The organism is Allomuricauda sp. CAU 1633 (assembly GCF_017313225.1).
Taxonomy (GTDB): Bacteria; Bacteroidota; Bacteroidia; order Flavobacteriales; family Flavobacteriaceae; genus Flagellimonas.
Genome location: NZ_JAFLNE010000004.1, coordinates 20,810 through 46,414, shown reverse-complemented (window position 1 = coordinate 46,414; position 25,605 = coordinate 20,810). Strand labels below are relative to the sequence as shown.

Annotated in this window: 20 protein-coding genes; 3 read left to right on the top strand and 17 right to left on the bottom strand. The window is 41.7% G+C overall.

All coding sequences use genetic code 11. The annotated features are described in order from the left end of the window. Positions 1 to 333 precede the first annotated feature (333 nt). From J0X14_RS12325 to J0X14_RS12310, 4 genes are read right to left on the bottom strand one after another with little or no spacing between them, the layout of a single operon-like run. On the bottom strand, positions 334 to 1,173 hold the full coding sequence (locus J0X14_RS12325; RefSeq protein ID WP_207098101.1) for a biotin-dependent carboxyltransferase family protein: 840 nt from the start codon (positions 1,171 to 1,173) through the stop codon (positions 334 to 336). Beyond that, positions 1,166 to 1,900 carry a 5-oxoprolinase subunit PxpB gene (pxpB, locus tag J0X14_RS12320; RefSeq protein ID WP_207098100.1) on the bottom strand — a complete coding sequence of 245 codons (735 nt, stop codon included), beginning with the start codon at positions 1,898 to 1,900 and terminating at the stop codon, positions 1,166 to 1,168. The genes J0X14_RS12325 and pxpB overlap by 8 nt, the downstream gene beginning before the upstream one ends. After that, the gene (pxpA, locus tag J0X14_RS12315) at positions 1,897 to 2,640 is read right to left on the bottom strand and encodes a 5-oxoprolinase subunit PxpA (protein WP_207098099.1); all 744 of its coding nucleotides are present in this window, start codon (positions 2,638 to 2,640) and stop codon (positions 1,897 to 1,899) included. Before pxpA ends, pxpB begins: the two co-directional genes overlap by 4 nt. Continuing rightward, positions 2,640 to 3,836 carry an Nramp family divalent metal transporter gene (locus tag J0X14_RS12310; RefSeq protein ID WP_207098098.1) on the bottom strand — a complete coding sequence of 399 codons (1,197 nt, stop codon included), beginning with the start codon at positions 3,834 to 3,836 and terminating at the stop codon, positions 2,640 to 2,642. Before J0X14_RS12310 ends, pxpA begins: the two co-directional genes overlap by 1 nt. Positions 3,837 to 4,017: 181 nt before the next feature. Here J0X14_RS12310 and J0X14_RS12305 point away from each other — a divergent pair, with 181 nt between their 5' ends. After that, on the top strand, positions 4,018 to 4,461 hold the full coding sequence (locus J0X14_RS12305; RefSeq protein WP_207098097.1) for a hypothetical protein: 444 nt from the start codon (positions 4,018 to 4,020) through the stop codon (positions 4,459 to 4,461). On the opposite strand, the gene J0X14_RS12300 is transcribed toward J0X14_RS12305, so the two are convergent. Continuing rightward, positions 4,458 to 4,907 carry a hypothetical protein gene (locus tag J0X14_RS12300; protein WP_207098096.1) on the bottom strand — a complete coding sequence of 150 codons (450 nt, stop codon included), beginning with the start codon at positions 4,905 to 4,907 and terminating at the stop codon, positions 4,458 to 4,460. The two genes, J0X14_RS12305 and J0X14_RS12300, sit on opposite strands and share 4 nt — an antisense overlap. A gap of 234 nt (positions 4,908 to 5,141) precedes the next feature. Here J0X14_RS12300 and J0X14_RS12295 point away from each other — a divergent pair, with 234 nt between their 5' ends. After that, the gene (locus J0X14_RS12295; protein ID WP_207098095.1) at positions 5,142 to 6,569 is read left to right on the top strand and encodes a M20 family peptidase; all 1,428 of its coding nucleotides are present in this window, start codon (positions 5,142 to 5,144) and stop codon (positions 6,567 to 6,569) included. Between the two features lie 14 nt (positions 6,570 to 6,583). Then, positions 6,584 to 7,123, top strand: a complete 540-nt coding sequence (locus J0X14_RS12290; protein WP_207098094.1) for a nuclear transport factor 2 family protein — start codon at positions 6,584 to 6,586, stop codon at positions 7,121 to 7,123. A 108-nt stretch (positions 7,124 to 7,231) separates the two neighbouring features. Here J0X14_RS12290 and J0X14_RS12285 read toward each other — a convergent pair whose 3' ends face one another. From J0X14_RS12285 to J0X14_RS12230, 12 genes are all read right to left on the bottom strand, one after another. Further along, entirely contained in the window at positions 7,232 to 8,767 is a 1,536-nt protein-coding gene (locus tag J0X14_RS12285) for a YifB family Mg chelatase-like AAA ATPase (protein ID WP_207098093.1), read from the bottom strand. Positions 8,768 to 8,810: 43 nt separating this feature from the next. Beyond that, positions 8,811 to 10,565, bottom strand: a complete 1,755-nt coding sequence (locus J0X14_RS12280; RefSeq protein ID WP_207098092.1) for a hypothetical protein — start codon at positions 10,563 to 10,565, stop codon at positions 8,811 to 8,813. 10 nt (positions 10,566 to 10,575) lie between these two features. Continuing rightward, a complete protein-coding gene (locus J0X14_RS12275) occupies positions 10,576 to 11,763 on the bottom strand; it encodes a DUF4249 domain-containing protein (protein ID WP_207098091.1) in 1,188 nt (395 codons plus the stop codon). Between the two features lie 6 nt (positions 11,764 to 11,769). Continuing rightward, entirely contained in the window at positions 11,770 to 13,026 is a 1,257-nt protein-coding gene (locus tag J0X14_RS12270; RefSeq protein WP_207098090.1) for a DUF4249 domain-containing protein, read from the bottom strand. Then, a complete protein-coding gene (locus tag J0X14_RS12265) occupies positions 12,971 to 14,116 on the bottom strand; it encodes a DUF4249 domain-containing protein (RefSeq protein ID WP_207098089.1) in 1,146 nt (381 codons plus the stop codon). The genes J0X14_RS12270 and J0X14_RS12265 overlap by 56 nt, the downstream gene beginning before the upstream one ends. A gap of 59 nt (positions 14,117 to 14,175) precedes the next feature. Next, complete coding sequence (locus J0X14_RS12260) at positions 14,176 to 16,950, bottom strand: carboxypeptidase-like regulatory domain-containing protein (protein ID WP_207098088.1); 2,775 nt, start codon at positions 16,948 to 16,950, stop codon at positions 14,176 to 14,178. Continuing rightward, positions 16,947 to 17,690, bottom strand: a complete 744-nt coding sequence (locus J0X14_RS12255; protein WP_207098087.1) for a hypothetical protein — start codon at positions 17,688 to 17,690, stop codon at positions 16,947 to 16,949. Before J0X14_RS12255 ends, J0X14_RS12260 begins: the two co-directional genes overlap by 4 nt. 176 nt (positions 17,691 to 17,866) lie before the next feature. Further along, on the bottom strand, positions 17,867 to 20,266 hold the full coding sequence (locus J0X14_RS12250; protein ID WP_207098086.1) for a penicillin acylase family protein: 2,400 nt from the start codon (positions 20,264 to 20,266) through the stop codon (positions 17,867 to 17,869). 80 nt (positions 20,267 to 20,346) lie between these two features. Beyond that, a complete protein-coding gene (locus J0X14_RS12245) occupies positions 20,347 to 22,326 on the bottom strand; it encodes a protein-disulfide reductase DsbD family protein (RefSeq protein WP_207098085.1) in 1,980 nt (659 codons plus the stop codon). Then, on the bottom strand, positions 22,323 to 23,630 hold the full coding sequence (gene tilS, locus J0X14_RS12240) for a tRNA lysidine(34) synthetase TilS (protein ID WP_207098084.1): 1,308 nt from the start codon (positions 23,628 to 23,630) through the stop codon (positions 22,323 to 22,325). Before tilS ends, J0X14_RS12245 begins: the two co-directional genes overlap by 4 nt. A gap of 19 nt (positions 23,631 to 23,649) precedes the next feature. Beyond that, complete coding sequence (locus tag J0X14_RS12235) at positions 23,650 to 24,948, bottom strand: anthranilate synthase component I family protein (RefSeq protein ID WP_207098083.1); 1,299 nt, start codon at positions 24,946 to 24,948, stop codon at positions 23,650 to 23,652. Between the two features lie 7 nt (positions 24,949 to 24,955). Further along, complete coding sequence (locus J0X14_RS12230) at positions 24,956 to 25,489, bottom strand: NADPH-dependent FMN reductase (RefSeq protein WP_207098082.1); 534 nt, start codon at positions 25,487 to 25,489, stop codon at positions 24,956 to 24,958. Positions 25,490 to 25,605 lie beyond the last annotated feature (116 nt).

Genomic DNA, 25,605 nt, shown 5'->3' with positions numbered 1-25,605 from the left:
AATACAGAATTCCGTTGAATTTAATCTGTTATTCAAAGATAAATGTTTAAAAAGGCCCATATTTTTAACAGTTTCGGGCGGTTTAAATCCATTTAAAAAATAATCATATTAAATTACTGTAATTCAAGTACTTAGGTTAATTCAAAATCCAATATTCATTTATTTTTATTCGTAACGAAAAAGGCCTGTATCAAATTTGATACAGGCCTTTCTCCAACAACAGCACGACTTGTATCACTCCAAATTTGGAACAATAATGACGACACCGTTGACTAGGATACTTCTTTTCATACCCCAATGTTACAAAAAATAAATTTCAAAAGAGGTAAAAATTTAAAGCAATTTAAAGGAAAGGGAATCTCCCGCTTTTTTCTGAGCCAAAACGCAGATGGCTGCTTCAGAAAGTTGTAGAATCCTAGGGTATCCACCAGTGGTCTGACCATCTTTCATTAAGATAATCAACCGGCCAGCAGGGGTAAGCTGAACCGTGCCAGGCAACGTTCCTGAGGTGAGCATGGAATGGGAATGCTCTTCAATAAGCTCATTGAGCTGATACGCCATTCTATCATTTGCCTTGGAAACGGCAAAGGGTTTCGAGAAAATCCCAGCCAATTGTTTGTCTGTCAAAAGAGCAAACTCTGGCCCTTTGAACACTTCCAATTCATCGGTGAGAAAATGGTCCTCAATTTTCACTTCGGAGATTAGTGGTTTGTACGAAGTTGATTCCTCATACGGTATTTCATCCCCATCCTTAACCCGCTTTTTCTTGGTCACTGGAAAATATTGTGAACGACTGTCCAACACCTTTTCGGTTTGAAACCCTCCTTTTACGGCCAAATAGGCTCTGAATCCATCTTTTAACTTCCCAAAAGACAGGATATCCCCTTTTGAAACCTGCACCACTTGATGGTTTTCAATGGCAACATCGTTTAATTTGGGCTCAAGGTGTGCTCCTGAAAGGCTGATGGCCGTGGGTTCTTCAAATTGTAGCTTTGGACCCATCATCGTTATTTCCAAAACGGCATCGTTGGGGTCGTTTTCCAGCAAAAGATTGGCCTTCTTTACAGATTCCACGTCCATGGCGCCTGAAATGGGAACACCAATATCTCGATGGCCAAATCGGCCCAAGTCCTGAATGGTGATGAAAAAACCTGACTTTAGCACCTTAAGCATTCAACAACACTTTTTCTGGTTTATAAATTCCCACTTCGCCTTCAATCTTGTGCAGATTATACTCGGCCTTGGATATTTGTTGAAACTGTATCTTGTCCCCTACCTTCACAAAACAGGGATCTTTTAAACTTGGATTGAAAAGGGGAATTGGGCAATTGCCAATAATGTTCCATCCGCCCGGTGAATCTTGCGGATATATCCCAGTTTGCTTACTCGCCAATCCTACAGAGCCTTTGGCCACTTGAAGCCGTGGTTCTGCCCGTCTGGGAATTTCCAAAGATGATGGCAACCCTCCCAAATACATGAATCCGGGTAAAAATCCTATTCCATATACAATATATTGATGGGATGTATGCTGTTTGACAAGCTCCTCTTGAGATAGCTTTAGGGTTTTGCAGACTTCCTCCAAATCAATGCCGAATTCAGCATCGTAACAAACAGGGATTCTCCATAAGTGTTGAACCCGCTTGGTCTTGGAAGACGCCTGCTTTTCATGGCATTCTAAAATGATCCTTTTAATGTTGTCAAAGTCCAAATGTTCATCGTTGCACACCATGGTTAGGGAATTGTAGGCAACGGACATTTCCCATCCGGGAAGTTTTAGTTCCTTAAATGCATCCATGAAATCGAGGATATCAGCCAAAATGGACACCTCTACCTTGCTGGGCCATTCCACTAGAACGGCTCGCTCACCAAAGGGTTTGATGCTTATGGGGTAACTTTTCACTGTAGTAATTGCACCTCGTGTTTGGATAATTCTTGGGAAAGATACATTAATATTTCTAATGCGGAAGGGGTATCGCCATGGATACAAAGGGTTTTTGCTTCAATTTTGACAAACTCGCCAGAAACTGCCTTTACATGACCTTCTTTTATGATGGGAAGAATATGCCTTAACACTTGTTCGGGCTCTTCGATTAGGGCATCGTCCTGTTTTCGATTCACCAAACTTAAATCACTATTATAGTTTCTGTCCCCAAAGGCTTCATACCAAATAGTGAAACCCTGCCGCAAGGCAATCTCTGCAATCGCTGAACCATAGGGAATATACAACAACGTTCTGGTTTTATATTTCTGAATGGCCTCTAGATAGGTTTTTGCCAAATCCTTGTCTTTTGCAGTCTGATTGTACAAAGCGCCATGTGCTTTGATGTGATGCAACTTTACTTGTTCTTCTGCAAGAATGGTATCAAAGTCCTCTAGTTGCTTTTGAATGCTCTTTTGTAATTCCTTTTTTGATATATCCATAACCTGCCTTCCAAAATTCACTCGGTCTGGGTAGGAAGGATGCGCACCTATTTTTACATCATGTTGTTGGGCCAGTTGTACAATTTGAGTCATGGTTTCGACATCACCGGCATGTCCGCCACAGGCAATATTGCATGAACTGATAAAAGGAAAAATTTCGGCCTCGTTCCCCACACCTTCGCCTACATCACAATTGATATCTATTATCCACCTTTTCATCAATACACACCCATTACTTTGAGAATGCTTTTAACGCCCAAAAAGATGGCAAACCCCACAATAGCAAATCCCAATATATTTTGAATCAACGTATTTCGATGTTCTCCCATTACCGTTTTTCTATTCACTATCCATAATAATAGGATAGCCATAATCGGCAACAACAATCCGTTGGCCACTTGTGCAAATTGTATGACCTCAATGGGTTTAATGTCAAAAGACAAAAAGAATACCCCACAAAAAAGTACAATCGCCCAAACCATCTTGAATCTCTTGTCTTCCATGTTTCCACCCCAATCAAAACAGCTACTGGCCACAAAAGCTGCGGCTAGCGGAGCCGTTATCGCCGAGGTGATTCCCGCTGCCAACAAGCCTAAGGCCATAAAATATACCGCCATTTTCCCAAAGAGCGGTTCCAAGCCTTTGGCCATATCCAAAGCGTTGTTAATATTGTCTATGGGTGCGGATGCCGCTGTTACTAAAATGGCCATGGAGACCAATCCGCCCAAAGCAATGGAAATTATGGTGTCCCATTTTACGGTTTGTAATTCCTTACTCGATTTCCATTTTTGTTTTACCAAGGAGGCATGAAGGAAAAGATTATAAGGTACAACAGTGGTCCCTACCAAGGCAATGACGGTAAAAAGTCCGCCTTCAGGCATAGTAGGCACAAACGCGCCTTTTAAAATAGCAGCAATAGAAGGTTTGGTCATGATAGCACAAATTAAAAAACTCACCCCCATGACACCTACAAGTCCAACAAAAACCCGTTCTAGAATCTTATAACCACTGAACCACAACAATAAGAAAATGAAAATCCCAATTAGGGCAGGGTAAAACGAAACCATAATGGTGTTTGGAAAGAGTTGCTCCAATCCAAGTGTAGCGCCTCCAATGTTTCCTGCTTCGTAGGCTGCATTTCCAATAAGAATGGCAGAAAGAACGACAATAACCACTAACTTTTTAATCCAAGGCGTTTTGAGTTCAGTGCGAACGACATCCACAAGGCCTGTTTGGGCAACCACCCCTATTCTGCCTGCCATACCTTGAAGCACTATTGTTGCCAAAACCGATATCAACAAAGCCCAAATCAAGGCATATCCGAACTGCGCTCCAGCCAATGTACACATGGTAAGGGTCCCTGGACCCACAAAAGCAGCGGCCACCAATACGCCCGGACCTATTTTTTTGAGCATAATTTCGGTTGGTTTTAGGGTTTGAATTTAAGAGGATATTAGGATAAATAATGTATTTCATCCAAAAAAATGCATTTCGTCTAAAAGTGGGATGTTTTACATCGAGTTTTTATACGAATACAAAAAAACAGAAGTTATAATAGTCCCAAATCATACTAGACCTTAAACTTGACAAATACTTATGACATGTAAGGATTGCGAGAAAAGTATTGGACATCAGCAACATAAAGAATCTATGGATTCTTTGGGTGTTCAACTTTGCGAAAGACATACACGACTGATAAAAAAAGTCATTCTAGATAACAATACTCCGCTAGAAGCCATTCAACTATTTTATGCGCTAAAAGAAGCCGGTGCCTACCCCATGTTGGAATGGTGGGATGGAAAGAAATCTGTTGACATTGCCATTTCAAGAGTTAAGCTCAATATTGAAATTGACAAAGATTACAATATGATTACGCATGAGCAGGCCATAAGCGATTTAGAAGATGCCATGCATTCCTTTAAAAATGGGTTTACCACAGTTAGGATTCCCCACTTGGCCATAAAGTATTATTTAGATGATACCGTACAGAATATTTTGGGCATCATATCTGGATTAAAGGCGAATATAAAAGCCATTTAATCGCAAAGCTGCAATCGCTTGTCCAGTTTGGTCTCTTTGTATTCCAGAATATTGATGACTAGAGCTTCCTCGCCAATATTCTCAAGGTCATTCACGTAGTCTTTGCCCCTGTTCTCAAAATATTGGGTATCTCCAGGGTCTAACTTGATCATGTCAATTTTCCCGTTCCCATAGCGGGTCAAAACCAAGCCTCCTGTAGTACAGACCCAACCATAGTTGGTATTATGTCTTCTAAAGGGAAGACGTTCCCCGGAAATTAAGCATAATTCCCATAGTTTTACACTTTCATTTTCAAACACCAATCGGTCACTCAACGATTGTGTAATTTCCTGATGCAGCAACTCATCAATCTTCTCCTGTTCCCACGGGTCAAAATTCCCAGCAGGATTCAATTCAACACATTGCATTCCCTGAACTATTAAAAAACGAGCGCAAAAGTATTTCATAAAAGAATCAATAAACGATTGATTAGCAATGTTTAACGTATTTTTTACACTTCTAATTCAATTATTGCAATCGATTTCCTTTTTTTTCCCGAAATCATGGCTAAAATTGTCATTTTCTTAATCTTACCATTTTTTATGTCGACCAACTAAAAATTTATATAATTTGTAGGGCATTAATGTATGTTTGACCAGGGTACATTAGAAATTCAATAACCAAACCACCAACCAACCTCCATGAAAAAAATACTACTTACCCTTCTTGCTATCATTATAGTACTAGCTGCTATTTTAGTATTCAACACCCTATCATTGACCTCCAAACAAGTGGAACCTGAACCCCTCACTGAAGTCCAATTCCTAGAAACTATTTATCAAAATCTCTCCAAGGCCATACAATACCCTACCATTTCGCATAGCGAAGAGGCTATCCCTGATTCCACAGCCTTTAATGGGTTTCACCGGTTTTTAAAGGAGACTTTTCCATTGACGCATGAAAATTTAAGCCTTGAGAAAATCAGCACATACAGTTTGTTGTATACATGGAGAGGTTCAGATCCATCCAAAAAGCCCATCATTCTGATGTCGCATCAAGATGTAGTTCCTGTGGACCAACCCACGTTGCAGGATTGGGAAGCAGCTCCCTTTGAAGGTGTCATTACGGACACCCACATTATAGGTCGCGGTACTATGGATGATAAAAGTTCTTTGATTGCTTTGATGGAATCTGTGGAAAAATTATTGAGTGAATCCTTTGTGCCTTCGCGTACCATTTATCTTGCTTTTGGACATGATGAAGAACTTGGCGGGTCCAATGGTGCCAACAAGATTGCGGCCCATTTAAAAGCCAAGGGAGTCCATGCCGCTATGACTTTGGATGAAGGCGGTCTGCTCGCTGAAAACTTAGTTCCCGGAGTCGATAAAACCGTAGCCATGCTGAATTTGGCCGAGAAAGGATATGCTTCTTTCAAACTTACAGTTGAAACCACAGGAGGACACAGTTCTGCTCCGCCCAAAGAGAACACCATTGGAATGCTTGCCAAGGCCATTGTTGACCTTGAAAACAACCAATTACCCTACAAACTTGTTAAACCCATTGACTACCAATTTGAGTATATGGGGGCGGAGCTTCCATTTTTCAAAAAAATGGCATTTGCCAATCCATGGCTGTTCAAAGGTCCTGTTCTAGAGGCTTTGAATGCGCATACCACTACGGCACCGACCATCATCAACGGAGGGGTTAAGGACAATGTGATTCCTACGGTTGCCGAAGCTACTATCAACTTTCGGATTTTGCCGGGAGAGACGATTGCATCAACAAAAGAGCATATTCAAAGTGTGATAAGTGATAAAATCAAGGTTGAGGAAGCGGGTTTTGTCACCAACCCATCCCCAGTATCGGGAATTGATTCCGATGCATTCAAGACCTTGGAAAAGACCATTCGGTCTGTGTTCCCAGATGTGATTGTAGTTCCAGGATTGATTGGTGGCGGTACGGATGCCCGATATTTTTATGACGTTTCGGATGATGTCTATCGGTTTTACCCCATCCGAATCAGCCCAGAAAGTATGACCCGATTTCATGGTATTGATGAGAAGATAAGCAAGGACAATTACAAGGAAATGATAGTGTTTTGCTATAATCTGATCAAAAGATTCGACTAAAATTAAATTTACATATGAAAAACATTAGAATCGTTATTACTTTGATGCTTACCCTAAGCATTACAATTTCCAATGCGAGTAACCCTAAAAACGATACAAACCGTAAAATTGAAACTCCAAATGATTCGTTAAGACTGGCGGAACTAAATAACTTTTGGGCTGAGGTTTCCAGAACTGTAAATGAGGGAGACTTTGAAGGCTATAAAGCTACCTACCATGAAGATGCGGTTGTTGTATTTACAACTGGAGAAAACAAAGCATCTGTACCCATTGCAAAGGCGCTAGAACACTGGAAGCAAGATTTCATAGACACCAAGACAGGAAAAACACAGAATAGTGTGGAGTTCCGTTTTTCACAGCGGGTAGGTGACGAAACGACCGCACATGAAACAGGAATTTTTGCGTTCCAATCCAATAATGGGACTGGTGACGAAAGCCCAAAGCATTTCGTCCATTTTAATGCCCTACTGATAAAACGTGATAACGCTTGGTTGCTGGTAATGGAATATCAGAAATCCAAAGCAACTGAAGAAGAGTGGAACTTATTGGAATAATCTTGCAATCTGTACTAAAAGGACAACATACTTTACAGGCTATATGATAATATAGCAAACTATTGTACCTAGGTGTTTTCGGCATAAAAAAGGTAAAATAACCTTTCATCACCCCAGCCAGCCTTCACGGTCCAGACTTCGATATTGAATGGCTTCGGAAATATGGCTCGTGTTGATTTCATCCACATTCTCCAAATCAGCAATGGTTCGCGATACTTTTAAAATGCGGTCGTAGGCCCGTGCGGAAAGATTCAAGCGTTGCATGGCATTCTTCAATAATTCCTTGGAATCTTCATCCAAGGGGCAATACTTTCGTATCAATTTTGTGCCCATTTGTGCATTATAATGCAACTCATTCAGCTGTGAGAATCGCTCCGATTGGATTTTCCTAGCCCTTATGACCCGTTCCCGGATAACGACACTACCCTCCCCTTTTCGTTCATCTGATAGCTTTTCAAAGGGAACCGGGGTCACTTCAATATGAATATCTATCCTATCCAACAACGGACCGGAAATCTTGCTTAAATACCGTTGCATCTCGGTTGGCGAAGAAGTCAACGGAGCATCAGGGTCATTAAAGTAACCACTTGGGCTGGGATTCATACTGGCTACCAACATAAAACTACTGGGATAGGTTATGGTATATTGGGCCCGCGCAATGGTCACCTCCCTATCTTCCATGGGTTGCCGCATCACCTCCAAAACCCGACGTTCAAATTCGGGGAGTTCATCCAAAAACAACACCCCATTGTGCGATAACGAAATTTCCCCGGGTTGGGGATAGCTCCCTCCTCCCACCAAAGCTGCCGCGCTAATGGTATGGTGCGGATTTCGAAAAGGCCGTTGGCTCATTAATCCCCGATTTTTTACCTTACCCACAACGCTGTGAATTTTGGTTGTTTCCAAAGCTTCTTGTAAAGTCATGGGTGGCAAAATAGAAGGTAATCGCTTGGCCAACATGGTCTTTCCAGCCCCTGGTGGGCCAATCAAAATGACATTATGCCCACCAGCTGCGGCTATTTCCATACAGCGCTTTATACTTTCTTGGCCCCGAACATCAGAAAAGTCGAATTCAGGATGACCCGATTGTTCATTAAACTCCTCTTGGGTATCCACTTGGGTCTCAACCAAAGGCATCCCGGAATCAAAAAAGTCAATGACCTCTTTGATATTATCTACACCGTACACTTTAAAATCTTCCACAACAGCGGCTTCCTTGGCATTTTCATTAGGCAGAATAAACCCCTTAAAACCCTCGTCCTTGGCTTTGATAGCTATGGGCAGGGCTCCCTTTATAGGTTGAAGACTTCCATCCAAGGACAATTCGCCCATAATGAGATAATCGCCTATCTCTTCTGAATTGATTTGATTGGAAGCGGCCAAAATACCCAAGGCCAAGGTAAGATCATAGGCAGAACCTTCCTTGCGCAAATCAGCCGGTGCCATATTGATGGTAATCTTTTTACCGGGAATTTTGTAGCCGATATTTTGAAGCGCAGCGGCAATACGATAATTACTTTCCTTAATGGCGTTGTCCGGGAGGCCTACCAAATGGTAGCCAACCCCCTTGTCCACATTAACTTCGACCACTACGGTTGTGGCATCAATGCCAAAAACGGCACTTCCATAAACTTTTATGAGCATTTAGTACAATTCTTGTTAAACGAGAACGAAAAAGTAAGCGATCTCACTCAACAACCAACTCCCTTTTGACGGATACCGGGTTTCCGTTTGACGTAAACCCTTCCAGAACCAACTCATAGGTTCCGGCTACGTCTGAAGTATAAAAAATAAGCTCCTGTTTTCCCTCGGATAAATTCAAATTGGGGATCCAAAGCAATTGGTGTCTGAAATCCGGAGTACGCGCTTGACCACCCTGCTCTGCATACTCTTGATTAAAATATTTTTTTTGTAATTCTGGCTTGAACAATTCAATGTTTTTGATATCAGGTGCATAAAAATCCTGATGAAAGTCCCCCTCCAGGGTTTTGAAATGGAGAATACCTTGGAAAGCTTGCGAGCCAATCATCACATCATCCCTTGAGAAACTAATGGATTTTATTTTTTTGGCACTATATCCCATAAAATCCTCATGTTTTTTAAGGAATAGCCCATCCACAAAAACCGCTGCTGAAAGATTATCATTGGGCAGTCCAAAGCTAGGACGTACTTCAAAAATCCTGTTTCCATCATTCAGGGTCTTAATGGAAAGGTGATCCGTGACTTCAATGATAGTTTCCGCAAGCGTATTGAAGCGAGTATAGGCATCCAAATCGTAAACGATGGGCAAATTCCTATAAAAAGGGGCCGTGTCTTCTGCACGAATAACGGAATCTGACCTTACTTCACCATAGGCATTTTCAATCTGATTATGAACACTTCGCTGCAAAATGGAATTCTCCAAAACTTGTGGAATGACAAACTCTGGAAAAGTCAAATTGTCATACTCTTCCAGTTTTGGATCTAAATTAATCTCATATTGATCCATATCCCCGGTCAGCAGTTGAAGAGCTGCCTCACTATTATCATATTTTCTATCTAAAATAAAGCTAAACCTGCCTTCACTATCGGAGGTTGCCACCTTAAAAAGAAATGCATCCCCGGGCAAAGACAGCACAATTCTTTGGTTTTCAGTAGGCACCTTGGATTCCTTGTCCAAAATAGTTCCGGAAATGACTTCTCCCCTGATCTCTGGAATATGCAAATCTTTTGTAGTTCCCATGCCCGTTTTACCTCCATTTCTATTTAAGTTTTGTAAAAAGGCCACAGAAGACAAAGTATTTCCAAAGGAAACAGCGCTCTTCTTCTTTACCGAAATAGAGAAGTTACCCTCCAACGATGAATCATTTGCGCCTTCAATGGCAATTACCACTTTCTCGCGCTTTCCAACAGCCCCTTTATCCAAAAGTACATTTACAAAGGGGCTATCCGTTGATTGTTCAACGCTATTACGATTTTCATTTTCCAAAGGAGTCTTTTGAAGCGAATCAACAGCTTTCTCCAAATAAGCCTCTGGTATGGCCTGGTATGGATTTATGATGTAAACATCGGCCTGAAAAAAGCTCTCTTGACCAAAATTTTGCATCCATTGGGTATAGCCCACTAATTTATAGGGTCCAGTGGAAAGCGAAACGGGCAGAAAAAAGTCTCCAGAACTTGATCCAGAATCCAGCCGTAATTTATGCGAGAAAACAGCTTCTCCATTTTTATCGACTAAAGATACATATCCAACCGTACTGATGGCAGTCAGCTTTTTGGTGGCATTGTCCAATCCATAGAACTTGTATAACAGTTTCTCACCCGTAAACAGTGTGGACTCATTGAAATGGACATAGACACTTTCTTGGGGAATGGATTGCAACAGTGGCGCATTGGACTGGCCAAATAGTACATTTTGGGTGATGCACAAAAGGAAGACTGCAAGGATATAGCTGTTTTTCATAGTCTTTATTTTAATCTGTCCAGAACTCAGGTACTTCGGATGGTCCCAGTGCCGTACAGTCCCCACATACACGGGGCACTGTTATGTGGGGACCTACGCAACCCCCTCGAATTTCCCCCTCATTGGGTTTAATATATTTCACTTCATTATATCTAACCAAATCAATCACTCCACAGGGTGCAGTATAGCGACAAGGGTTGACATATGGCGGTAACGGTTCTCCTAGAAAATAATCCACGTAATTAAAAAATATACGTTTTTCATCTATCGAAACCACACCAAAATAGCCTAAAACCTTTTCATTTCGATCTTCTTGAGAAAAAATATTCCCTGACAAATATCCAGGTTGAATCTGGGAGAACAGGCTTTCCAAACTAGAAAAATTTTGAAGTATGGAATAGAAGCTGTCGGCTTCCTTCGATTGTACATACTGCCGAACCAAAATACTATATCTATGGGCTAGGATATAACTTTCCCTACTGATGAAACGGACATTAAAGTTAGTATATCCATTTCCATCCAATTCTTCTGTATCATTGAGTATAAGCCTAATGGAATGGTCCGTAGGATAACATACAAACTCATCACCGCTGCGAGGGCCAAGTTCTAAATAATCTTGGAGTGGTGGTTCCTGTTCAACAACCACCAAATCCTCCGTTCTAAAATGTGGGGCAACAATCCTGTAGGTTTCCTCATACTCATATCTGTAATACCCAGGCCCATCACCTGAACTGGAACCATCCATAAAGATACCCATACCCTCTTCTCCAAAATCATTGAACATCCTCACGGCAAACAACGTATCAATGTTGGATATGCCAGCCATTTGAACTGTATTGGATGCATATTGGCGGCCATCCTTGGTGGTTACCTCCAAGGCATAATCCAGATTTGGTTCTGCAGAAAAAACTTGGTTGGAAATATACGTGCCTGCCTCACTTTCCGTGAAATCATAAGTGTTTCCATTTTCTGAAACCACCTTTATCATGGCCCCTGACTCGCCTGAAGGACCATCTGCTTCAAACTCATAGGTGCGTGAAATAAAGATTTCCTGATGCTTGGGTTCATCGGTGATGGTAGCATCTATAACCAGGGCACTTTCAAAATCTACATAGGACGTATCAAAAGGCTCAATACAACCCTGCATTGGCATAAAAACCAATGGTACTGCTTGTACTAAACACTTTAAAACTTTCATTTTTAGCTATTCAATCCAAAATTCAGGGGCTTCAGACGGGCCCAAAACCGTACAATCCCCACAAACACGGTCCACAACAATATAAGGTCCTGGCCGATACAAATTTTCACCATCATAATCCTTAACATATTTTACAAGATTATATCTTACTTGATCGATCAATAGTCCGCGTAATGGAGCAATTATCTCACATGGACTTACATAAGGTGGTAGGGATTCTCCAGGGAAAAAATCAACATAATTGAAAAAAATCCGTTTTTCATCCACAGAAGCTACATCAAAATAGCCTAACACTTTTTCGTTGCTATTTTCCAGTGAAGTGATGTTACCTTTTAAATAACCGGGTTGTGTCTCAGAAAACAGGTTTTCTGAAGTGGCAAAATTGCTTAGCGTCTCATAAAATCTATAGGCCGTTTGTGACTGTACATATTGTCTTACTAAGATACTGTACCTGTGGGTAATGATATAATTGTTGTTAGCGATAAAACGGACGTTATAGTTTTTGAACCGATCACTATTCAAATCTTCGGTATCATTGAGCAACAAATTGGTTGAAAGATGGGTTGGGTAACAGACAAACTCATCTGGCGACCTTGGCGCAAATTCCAGGATAGGGGGCAATGGTGGGGGCTGATCTACTACAATCAAATCTTCGCCTATAAACATCGGTGCCACAACCTTGAAGGTTTCCATGTACTCATACCGATAATATCCTGCACCGTCACCCGAACTAGAGCCGTCCACAAAAATACCCATGCCATCTTCTCCAAAATCGTTTACCGTGCGAACTGCATAAAGACTATCTATACTGGAATTTCCAGCCATTTGAACTGTGTTGGATGAATATTGGCGGCCATCTTTGGTGGTTACCTCCAAGGTATAATCCAAATTTAGTTCTGCAGAAAAAACCTGATTTGAAACATAGGTGCCTATCTCGCCTTCCGAGAAATCATACGTGTTTCCATTCTCTGAAACCACCTTTACCATAGCCCCTGACTCCCCTGTGGGACCATCCGCCTCAAACTCATACGTGCGAGAAACATAAATTTCTTGATGCTTAGGTTCATCGGTAATGGTGGCATCAATGACCAAGGCACTTTCAAATTCCACATAGGAAGTATCGAAAGGTTCAATGCAACCCTGGAACGGTAACAAGACCATTGCTGTAATTAGAAACCATATTTTGTTAGATCCATCCACAACGTAATTATTCGGTCCAAAATTCAGGTACTTCTGCTGTCCCCAATACACTACAATCGCCACAGACAATTGGTGCAATCAAATAAGGTCCCTCACCATCTGCAGGGGAGGCGTTGTCCCCAACGAAAACTGCAGTACCACTCTCCAGAATTGGTCGCAAAACACATCCCCCTGGGTTAGCTATTACTGGAGTACTTGGTCTACAGTCCTGTACATAAGGAGGTAATGGCTCATCTGGATAAAAATCTGAATAATTAAAAAAAATGCGCTTTTCATCCACCGAAGCCACATCAAAATAACCCAAAACTTGCTCGTTTTGGTTATCTGTGGAAAATACATTGCCTTGTAAAAAACCCGTTTGTATTTGGGAAAATAGATTTTCTGATGATGAAAGATCCCCCAGGGTTCTGTAAAAAGTATAGGCTCCTATGGATTGTACATATTGCCTCACTAGAATACTGTATCGATAGGAAATGATGTAGTTGCTCCTATCTATAAACCTAACCATGAAATTAGCAACCCTATCCTCATCAAAATCTTTGGTTGTAGTTTGGATTATCCTGTTTGAATTTACGGTTGGGTAACAGACCCTTTCATAAATCCTATTAGGCTCTTCTACCACATTACAGCCTCCTTGCGGATCCCCCACTAGGATGGTTTGGTTCCAATCCGGGGCAATTACCCTAAATGTCTCCTCGTAATCATAGCGATAGTTTACGGAATTCCCGGAAGGGTCAAAACTATCCACGAAAATAGCCATTCCATCTTCACCAAAATCATTGGTGATACGATTAACTGTAATTTGGTCAATAGTGGTTGTTCCAGTGGTCAATGGAACAGGGTCCGAGCCATAACTACGCCCATCCCTTGTGGTAATGAAAAGTTGGTACTCCACTCCAAGCTCGGCAGCAAAGGCCTGGTCTGACAAATACATACCATTTCCAGTATCCGAAAAGGCGTATTGATTCCCGTTTGAATCCATAACGGTAATAGTGGCATTGGATTCTGCCGAGGGTACTTCTTCCTCAAATTCATACGTGCGTGATAAAACAATGTGCTGCTGTTTCATTTCATTCGTCAATACTGCATCAATTACCAAAGCACTTTCAAAGTCAGCATAAGATGCATCGAAAGGCTCTATGCAAGATGTCATCAATAGTGATGCGGACAACCAAAATATAAACCTGTATGCTTTGCTCAAGTCCATTTCAATTAAAACTTAAAGTTGTAGGTTATTGTAGGCACCGGAATGGAAAAAATGGAACTTTGATATGCTTTTATATCGCCATCCTCGGTCACAAAAAACACGGAATAGGGATTGTTCCGCCCCAAAACATTGTAAATGGAGAAACTCCAAAAACTATGTGCAAATTTCTTGATCTTATGGTTGCCCTCCATTTGAAAACTAAGATCCAGACGGTAATAATCTGGAATCCTAAACTTGTTCCGGTCGCTATAAAAAACATATTCTGAATTGCCCAAGGAAAAACTTCCAATTGGGAAAGTCACGGGTCTTCCTGTTTGATACACAAAATTGGCCGAAGCACTGAACCTTCGGGTAAATTTGTAATTGGCCACTAAACTGATGTCATGGGGCTTATCATAGTTGGATGGAAAAAATTCACCATTATTTATCCGTTCTTCATTGAACTCGCTGTCCAATTTCACAAACGAACGGGAATAGGTGTATCCCAGCCAGCCATTTAATCTCCCTTCGTTTTTTCTGATCAGAAATTCCACCCCATACGCTTTTCCATCGCCTTGAAGTACCTCAGCTTCAATGGTCTCATTAAGCAGAAGCTCGGCGCCAACCTTATAGTCCAAAAGGTTCTTTTGCTTTTTGTAATAGCCTTCCAAGCTCAGCTCATAGATACTCCCATCAAAATTCTTGTAAAAGCCCAAGGTGGCTTGATAGGCTTCTTGCGGTTTTATATTGATGTCTGATAGTTTCCAGATATCGGTTGGGGACACGGTGGTATTGTTGGATAAGGTGTGAATGTACTGATAGGCATTGTTCAAGCTTGCCTTCACCGAAAAATCCGGTAGGATAAAATAGCGGGCAGACAGCCTGAGTTCAGGGCCGCCATAGGTTTCTATGATTTCATTCTTTCCAAATTGTTGGGTCTCTTCCAAGGTCTCTTCATTTCTTGGGGCATTATCTTGGTAAATGCGCTGTTCGGCTTCACCCAAGGCAGCATAAAATGAATAACGAAGGCCCAAACCTAATAACAACTTGTCACTGACTTCATACTGATCAGAGATAAAAAGTGCAGACTCCAACCCTTGCTCCTTGGGTATGGTCAAAGGAGATACATCTGAATCAGGTCCTATGGGGTCCTTTCTGCCTGGGTTCACCACATAATACTTGCTGGCAAATCCAAAATCCAGCGTATGCTTGTCATTGTACAAATACTTCATTTTGTATTTGATCTCGGTTTCATTGTTTTTATACCCCAAATCAAAATCGTCATTGGCCTGACCATCGAATTCAATTCCGAATTGGTACTCGCTATTGGAGAGAATGAGATTGCTCGTGGTTTTATCACTAAACTTATGATCCCACCCCAGAGAAAACAGCCTATTGCTATAGTTATAAATAGAGTCTGATGTAATGCTAAAGTCATCATAGCTATAATAACCTGTGGCCTTAATCTCATTGTTTTGGTTGATGGTATGATTGTATTTGGCCATGACATCGTAAAAAGATGCGGAACTATTGCTCAACCGTTTATCATCCAAAGCGCCCAAAATCCAATCAGAGTAGGTGCCCCTTCCCCCTACCATTAAAGCTGACTTATTTTTGATGATTGGAGTTTCCAGAACCACATTGGCCGTAACAGGTCCAATGGATGCTTCTCCGGAGAATTTTTCCGTGTTGGCATCTTTACTGGAAATGTCAAAAACTGAGGAAAGCCTACCCCCAAATTCGGCAGGCATATCGCCTTTGTAGATTTCAGCCGAGCCCGTTGTAAAAGGGTTTATGGTTGAAAAGATTCCGAAAAAATGCGCTGGATTGTACACCACCCCATTGTCCAATAATATAAGGTTCTGATCGGTTCTTCCACCCCGGACATTAAAGCCAGAAGCACCTTCACCCGCTGTGGTAATTCCGGGTAAAGCCACGGCTGCCTTTAAGATATCCCGTTCACCCAATACCTGTGGAATGTTTTTTATGCCTTCCACATCAATAACGGTAACTCCGGTAGTGACGGCCTCCACATTTCGGTTACGGTTTCCCTCAACAACCACCTCATCCAAACTCTCTACACTTTCATTCAGTTGAAAATTATGCGTACCATCACCATATAGGATGACCCTGGTTCGCGAATCCTGAATGCCCAGTCCTCGGGTTTGAATGATATGCTCTCCTGCGGATAAACGTAAGCTGTAGTTTCCATTGGAATCGGTTGAGGTGCCCATATCTTCCCCTTCAACCAGAATGGCCAAATCTGGGATAGGCTGATTACTGGCTTGGTTCACGGCCTGCCCTTGAAGGGTAAAGACTCTTCTATCATTGCCTCGGGTTGCCCTTCCTATCCGCACCGTTTCCATGGTACGAACGGTATTTTGGTCCGTTTGAACAAATACAGGCCCTACGGAACCCAAGTCTTCATCGGAAGTTTCCTCTTCAGGTAATTGCTGATTTCTTTCTCCAAAGAAATTGTCAGGTAAGCTGGCATAAACTTGGGTGTTCTGCAATAGAAAAACCCTACCATCTTCCATAATAAAATAGTTGATGACGGTCTGTTTTAGCAAATCATCCAAAACCGTGGTCACCAATACCTTATCAAAAACACCTGAAACCCTTTTTTCTGATACCCAATCCTGAAGGTAAAAAAACTGTAGGTCGGTTTGAGCTTCGATATCTTGAAACACCTCTTCCAAGGTTGCATTGGTGAACGAAAGGGAGACCCTTGGCACCTCATTTTGTGCAAAACCACAATGTACACTTAAGAGCAGTATGATAAAAGCTACTCGGTTTCTCATTCTTGCTCAGTGTTACGGGTTCGTGAAATAAGCAGTTCAATACGTTTTGCCAGACTGATTTTAAAACCATCGGGGTCGGCTTTGCTCTGCCTTCGGGCCAAAGCATAAAAATCCTTGATTTCCTTTTTTAGTTCTGGAAACAACTGAATTACTTCGTTCTTGGAATTGAACGGATGATATAGGTCTTTGTAGTAAAGTGCATATTCACTGGGACCATCCAAAAATTCGTAGTAGAGAAATCTTCTGTCCTTTTTATCGAAACTCCTTTTGGTGTACTTGGTGTAAAGTGTAAAAAAAGTGCCTTCCATGGAAATAGCATAAAATCCATGCTCACTTAATAGCGGTGCATCTTCTTCCAAAATTTTCACAAAATGCTCCCCGTCCAAGACAAAACTTTCCAAATATTCCTTGAGCAACTGCATAGTCCCTCCACCCGCTTCTGTAACCAGTCGTAGGAGAACCTCATCATCATAGACGTCGTATTTTATATCAAGATCGTAATACCATTGGCCATCGTACAGAACACTTCCAGGGAAAAAATCCACTCCCTTATAAAAATGCACTCTTTCATTAATAGTCCTATATTTCTCTAAATATACTTTGCCTTGATATAGTCCCGTGTTTTCAATACCAATGCTATCATCAAAAACATTGTATTGCTCTTGGGCCATATCCTGTCCATACGATAAAAGACAATAAAGTAATGTTAACGGAAGGAGTTTTTTCACGCTGGTTATCATGATTGTTTTTTGGTTGATGATGTGCCAAATATTAGTATGGCAATACCTTAAAGAATTTAAGAAAAACTCAAAAAGGTAATAGAAAAATAGGGTTTTATTGTTAATCTTCAAACAAAAGGAAAGGTTTTTCCTTCAATTCACGAGAAAAATCAAAAATTCTGATTAACTCAAAACTATTATTGATGATTCTGGATAAACGTGAGCACTGATTCCGAAGTGTTTTGAATTTCTTCCTTGTTCATCATCATTTTGCGGAACTTCCCCTGAATATACATTTCAGCCTGATCTTTGTAGTGCTTACTGAAAGGATTCCCAGATTGCCCGGTAGGTAATATGCTGATACTGTTCTCTATATCTGAAAAATCGATGATTCTACGGGTAGACGGCCCTGAATTTACTTTGTAATAGCCGGTGCTGTCGTATGGAAAAGCCATATTATTGATGACTTCCCGAGTACCCTCCACAGGAAATGGCCCCACGTTAAAATATTTTCTTAGGGATTCCACCTCACCAATAGGGTGTTCATGTTCCAACGTATGCACTTTGTCCCAGGTCCATTGGTTGGGGTCTGGGCCAAAATCTTCCACCAAGGAATTCCAAGCATCAGCAAAGGATTGCAAAACAATATCTTGACGGGTTTCCACTCTGTCTGTTGTATGGATATTGTCCCACCACTTTCCATTTTCCATTTGGGCACCCCAAGCAATTTGTCGTTTAAAAAGGTGGGTCGCTAAAAACTGATTGAACATTTCCGTGCCCAATTCATCTTCCATTGTGTTCTTTGTCATAAAATATTCGCAACGATGGTACAGGGTTGGATTGGTACTTTTTAGCGAATAATGTCCATCCCAATTTTCCAAGGAATCAATCTGTACCAATTGCTCATTTGACAAGGGGGTAACATCAAAAAGTTTGATAAGTTCGGTAATTAATCCTGGATTTACAGAAGAGGTGACATCCAATATCATTTCTGATGTGGACTCCTTGTCCCAATCATTCTTGGCTTCCAACAGCTGAACTATCCGTTTGGCCCTATTTTCAGGCAGATAGTATCCGGGATACAACATCCCTGCAATGGAATCGGGTTGGTTGTTGGCAGAATACACGTAATCCCAAGGTGGATTTATGGCTTGGGGGTTTTCTGAAAAACCCAGAAAACGCAATGGCTCTTCTTTCCCTGAAGTGCCATCCAAAATAAACTTGGTGGACAAGCTGTCCGGCATTTGGTACAGTTTGGCCGTGGCCCACCAAGCCACATTTCCTTCAGCATCGCCGTACATTACATTAAGGCCCGGGGCATGGATTTTGGGCAATGCGCTTTTGAATTCATCAATGTTGGTTGCATGACTGATGCCGTATAGCCCATCCATGACCTCATTTTTTTCCTTGGTATAGATCCAAGACATGGCTATAGGCTGCTCTCCTGATATTTGGTCAGCAATATGGTTCAAAACTGGGCCATGCTGCGTTTTGGAATAGGTAAATTCCACATCTTCACCATCTTTTACCTTGATGGTCTTGGTCACATATTCAAACTTTTTCCAGCCATTTGCAGTCTTGTACTGTGTACTGTCTGAGGGGTTGATTTCCTCATAGTAGAAATCAATGTCATCATTCTCGAACATGGTCAATCCGTAGGCCAAATTTCGATTATGTCCCAATAAAGGAAAGGGGACACCTGCCAAATGGTATCCGTATTTTTCATAGGCTGGGGTACTTACATGGGCCTCATACCAAACCGAAGGTTGGGCGAAGCCGATATGGGGATCATTTGCCAAAATCACCTTTCCGTTCTTGGTTTTTTCAGGGGCTATAACCCAACTATTGCTGCCAATAAATTGGGGAATGGGCAGTTTATCCAACAGTGCTGATACCGTTGAGCTGATGTTGGTTGCCAGGGAGTCAATATCCTTTTTCTGATAATTTTTTATCCATACGGTTGAGCTATCCGAACCAATGGCCAGATCGTTCAGATATTCTGCACCCAACTTATCCCGCATACTGGTCAACAAAGGGTCTGTTTTATGAGCTTGGGCAAAACTGAAGGCCATATAACCAACAGCATTGTACACATCTTCCAAAGTGAATGGTTCCTTCTCCAATCCGGTGAGATAAAACTCAATCGGGGTAGGGCCTTTTTGAATGAATTCGTTGATGCCATCCAAATACGCTTGGGAAAGCAAGACCATCTCACTCTGCCTATCCAAATTGGCCACGGTTTGGGTCGTGTGGTCATCAATCCCCAAGGAAAGAAAGAATTTGTCCGTCTTTATCAAATCCTGCCCAAACACTTCAGAAAGTCTTCCTTTGGCCACCCTCCGTAGGAGTTCCATCTGCCACAATCGGTCTTGGGCGTGCACATAGCCCAATGCTTTTAAGGCATCGGGTTCCGTTTCGGCATAAATGTGTGGAATGCCATAGGCATCATAATAAACATTGACCTCACCTTGAAGTCCCTGAAGCGTTTTCTTTCCTGAATAATCGGGTTTTAGGCTGTTCAAAAAAATGAAAACACCTATAACAATAAGCAGTATAAGGCCTGCCAGCACTAAAAGTACTTTTTTAAGCTTTTTCACGGGGCGATAGGTAAGTCAATTAGTCACCCTAAGGTAAGCTATTTTCCAAAATGTGTAGAAAAATGCAAAAAAATAACGAATTACTTATTCATGGAAAGTTGATGCTTTTCCAAGCCAGATTTAAGCCACGCTTCGTACGTTTCCACATCCACATATTGAACCGCATCGTTCAATATTTCTAAATTGGGGGAAAGCAAAACATAATAGGGTTGCGAAGCTGCATTGAAGTTCACCGTCTGGAACGTGCCCCATTTTTGACCAATGGTTTCAATGGATTTTATTCTGCCAGAATCAAACTTAAAATCGAACTTTTCGGTATCCGGGAGTTCTTTGCGGTCATCCACGTAGAGTGAAATAAGCACGTACTCCTCCTTAATAATTGGATAAACATTGGAATCGCTCCATACGTTCTCTTCCATCTTCCTGCAATTGACGCAGGCCCAACCCGTAAAATCCAACAAAATAGGTTTGTTGTTCTCCTTGGCGTAGGCCACCCCTTCTTCAAAATCCTTAAAACAGTCCAATCCCAACGGACAATCACTTTCGGTCTCCACTACGCTGTAGAAATCCGGAGGTGGAAATCCACTCAACAATTTCAAATGGGTGATATTCAAGACCCCTAAAATCAGATAGACTGAAAAAGCCAAGCTCAGCACTCCAAATAATTTTCGAGTCGATGAAAGTTTCTTTTTGGGGCCATCGTGTGGAAATCTGAAAATCCCGAACAGATACAGCGTCATCAATACAAAAAGTACTATCCAAATGCCCAAGAAGATTTCTCTTTTGAATATGCCCCAATTTCCAACCAAATCGGCATTGGAAAGGAATTTGAACGCCAAGGCGAGCTCCAAGAATCCCAATACTACTTTTACGGTGGTCATCCATCCGCCGGATTTGGGCAAGGAATTCAACCAAGTTGGGAACATAGCAAACAAAGCAAACGGTAAGGCCAAGGCCAGACCAAAACCAGTCATACCCATGGTGAGATTGGTAGCCACATTGCCTTCTGCAAGGGTTGTACTTCCCAAGAGTCCGCCCAAAATGGGTCCGGTACAGGAAAATGAGACAATGGCCAAGGTCAACGCCATAAAAAAGATGCCCAAGCCCCCTCCTACTTTTGAAGACGCAGAATCCATTTTGTTGGCCCACGAACTGGGTAGTGTCAACTCAAAATAACCGAAAAAGGAAAATGCAAACACCACAAAAATGACAAAGAAGAAGATGTTGAGCCAAATATTGGTGGCAATGGTATTCAGTATCTGCGAGTCCACCGAATTAAACAAGTGGAACGGTAAACTCAGCAGAAAATAAATCAATACAATGAAAAATCCGTAGAGGACCGCATTGGCGATTCCTTTGGATTTTTGCTGGGATTGCTTGGTAAAAAAAGATACGGTCAACGGAATCATCGGGAAAACACAAGGGGTCAACAGTGCAATGAGTCCACCCAAGAAGCCCAGGCCAAATATCATCCAGAGGTTTGAATTGCCTTGGGAATCGGTTAAACCACCCTGATTGAGTAAATTCTTGTTCTTTAAATCCACTTTTAAAGATTCCCCCAGGGCCACACTTTTTTCATCCAACTCTTTTTGGGTTTCCACAAACGCATTGCCATCCAAGGAAATTTGAAAAAGATAATCTTTGGGAATGCAGACTTCCTTACAGATTTGATAGAACAGATTCACGGAAACCTGCCGCACATCAGGCTTTAAAAGTTTGATTTTTTGGGTGAAGATGGCTTCTTTTTTAAAAAAGGTCTCCTCGACCTCAAAAATATCACTGTACTCCTTTATGGTTTCACTTTCTTCAGTCTTCCCGATAAGTTCGTAATCCTCTCCAGCTTTTTCAAAGGTGAATTCGCTGGGAAGGGAACCACCCTCGGCGGTATATTGGGAATATACGTGCCAACCGTCCATGATCTTTCCTTTAAAGACCAGTTCGTATTCGGTGTCGGAAATTTTGTTGACTTCATGGCTCCAAACCGCCGGGTTGGCCTCGGTTTGGGAAAAGATATAAAAGGGAATCAGCAAGAATCCTAAAAGGGGGACTAAAATTCTCATGCAACAAATGTAATCTTTATAATAGTTTCGGTTGATTTATCAACCTTAAAACGTTCATCCGCTCTACGGCCCACTACCCAAACAATTTCATCGTTGGAGCAAAGCAGCCATTGTTTCTCCTTGGAAAATACGTCCATCTTTTCATCTTTAAAAAATTTGGACAGTTTTTTTCCGCCTTTCATCCCGTAGGGATAAAAATAGTCGCCTTTTTGCCAATTCCTTAACACTAAGGGAAAGTTTAACTTTTTCTTATCCAAAAAGATAGTGTCGGGGCTTGACTTTTCAACGGCATCAACCTTTTCCATTTTCAGTTGTATGGGAGACTCCAACATGGTCTGTTTATCATGGACCGAATAGACTTCATTAGTGCGATTTTCTATCTTGGAAAGTAGTAAATATTCCCTATCCTTCAACAAGCTGTGGGTCTTTGACAATACTTTTTTACCACTCATGGCATTCAGCAAACCTTTTACGTCCTCCCATTCGGTAAAGCCATATTCTTTGAAAAGACCATAGAGATATGCTTCAATTGGGTTCAGTTCTTTTAAAGGCTCAATGGCAACTCTAATGACATCTCCATCATCCGCAAACAAAATGGACTTGATTTCCTGAAGGTGGTTTTGCATCAAAACATGGCTGTCTTGTAGGTGAACCTGGGTCTGTTTGAAATTTTCCAAAAATGTGGGATGCAATTCCTTTAATTTGGGAACAATCTCCAGCCGAATTTTATTCCGAAGGTATTTTTTGTCTGAGTTACTGCTGTCTTCACGCCAACTTAGGTTTTCCCGTTTTGCATAATCCATTAGGTTTTTCTGGGGAAAATCCAACAAAGGCCGGACCACTTTTCCATTTTGTATAGGTATCCCGGAAAGTCCGTCAATGCCCGTTCCGCGGGACAAGTTAATGAGGAAGGTTTCCAGACTGTCATCCACATGGTGGGCCGTTAAGAGATAATCAAAACCCTTGGCCCCCATCAATTCATTAAACCATTGATACCGTAACTCCCTCGCGATCATTTGTAAGGATCCTCGGTTTTGACGGACATACTTCTTTGTTTCGAACGATTTTACTTCTACTCCAACCCCCAACTCCTTGGCCAAATTCCGCACAAACTGCTCATCACCATCACTTTCCGAGCCCCGCAATTTAAAATTGCAATGGGCTAAGGTTACGTCCAAACCGGCACTAACCGAAAGATGGGCCAAAACCACACTGTCCATTCCCCCACTGCATGCCACCAATACCCTTGCTTTCTCCAAGAAAGGCAAATTGGCTTTTAAATGTGCTTTAAACTGTGGAAACATGCTGCAAAATTACGAATTATCATTCGCCTGTTTCCAAAACATTGCGCATGGCTTTGGCCTTCAGCAAACATTCTTGGTATTCCCGTTCTGGGTCTGATTTGGCCGTGATGGCACTTCCCACTGAAAAAGAGACATAATTGCGTCTTGCATTGTAGAGGATACTTCTAATTACGACGTTAAAATCGAAGTTGCCCTCTGGGTCAAAATAGCCCACAGCTCCACTGTATAGTCCACGTTTGGTCTCTTCCAATTCTTCAATGATTTTCATGGCCGATATTTTTGGGGCACCCGTCATGCTGCCCATGGGGAAGGTTTCTTCAATAAGTTCCACGGGATTTTTGTCTGCCCGAATTTCAGCAACCACGGTTGAAATGAGTTGGTGGACTTGCTTGTAGGTATATACTTTGCAGAGTTCTTCAACTGCAACGCTGCCCTTCAATGCACTTTTGGAGAGATCGTTACGTACCAAATCCGTAATCATGATGTTCTCGGCGCGCTCCTTTTCATCTTGGGCAAGTTCCTTCTTCAAATTTTCATCCTCAGTTGTATTCTCATCCCTGCGGGATGTTCCTTTAATGGGTTGTGAGATAAGGGTAGTTCCTTGTTTTCTTAGATATCGTTCAGGTGAGGCGCACATCAAATACCTATCATCCAATCGCATGAAAGCGGCAAAGGGTGGCTCCGAAATGGCATTTAAGCGCTTGTAAGTTTCCCAGGGATCGATGGTTACTTTGTTGGCATAAAATTCCTGACAAAAATTGGCCTCGTAAATATCGCCTCTGTGGATGTGTTCCAGAAACGTGTTCGCTTTTTCAAAATAGGCATCCTTATGAATCCGCATTTTTATTTTGATGGGATGGTAATCCTCTTTATTCTGCTCCAAGTTTATCATGGACTTGATCTGGGCAAAGTCTTCTTTGATTTCATGTGCGCAATCCTCCAAATACAAGAAATGGAGATTTTCCCCGTTACATTTAATAATCTTGGAAGGTTGAAAAAAATGAAGCGTGGGAAAACCCAATCCATCAAAATTTTGGGAAACCAAATCTTCCAGCGAGTTTTTCAAGTCGTAAGAAAAGTACCCGAACAACCAATCTTGATTTTTTCCAACAAAACTTTTTAGTTCGTCCATGGAATTGATGGAAACAGACTTAACGGTCTGTTCACTAACTGCCATCAAAAAATCGAAAGACCCGTATTTTGATGTGTGGGCATTGCTATCTAACCATAAAACTTTGCGAAATGATCTAGACCACTCCAAAAGTGCTCCTTTATAAGCGAACGGATTTGAGGTTGTGAAAGAGCAATGTTGACGCAAGTGCCATTTACTTTAGTGATTCCAAAAAAGTAGTCAAGGCTGATGCATGTTCCTTTTTTAAGGCATCATTTGTAATGTCCTCCTTTTCAAAGTTCTCATGAAATCCCGGCATGGAAAAGGTGGATACCACCTCACCACCAAATCGGGGCAACAAGCTGTTGACCACTTCAAGAGAACCTTTCGCACCTCGTTTACCACCGGAAGCGGACATGAGAAAGACCTTTGTGCCTTCCAAAAATTTTCGGTCCAATCGCGATAGCCAATCCAATACATTCTTAAAATAGGCGGATGGGTTGCCGTTGTGTTCATTGACTGAAACAATAAGTCCCTCCGCCTTTTGGATATCTTCTTTCAATTCCACCAAGGAATTGGAGTAGCCCTTTTGCTTTTCATCATCCTCGCTGTACATGGGAAAAGGATATCGCGTCATGTTCAGGAGCTGAAAATCATGCTCTTTGAGCAAAGAAGTAGTGTATTGTACGAGTCTGTAATTAATGGAAGTTGAAGAATTGCTTCCGGCAAATGCCAAAATAGCAGCCATAAAGGAAAATGTTTGATTCTTTCGCTAAAATACCCCAATTGATGCTTAGATGCGAGTATTTTGTATAATTTTGGCACCGAAAGCATCCAAACGCACTGTTAAACAAGTATATAGGG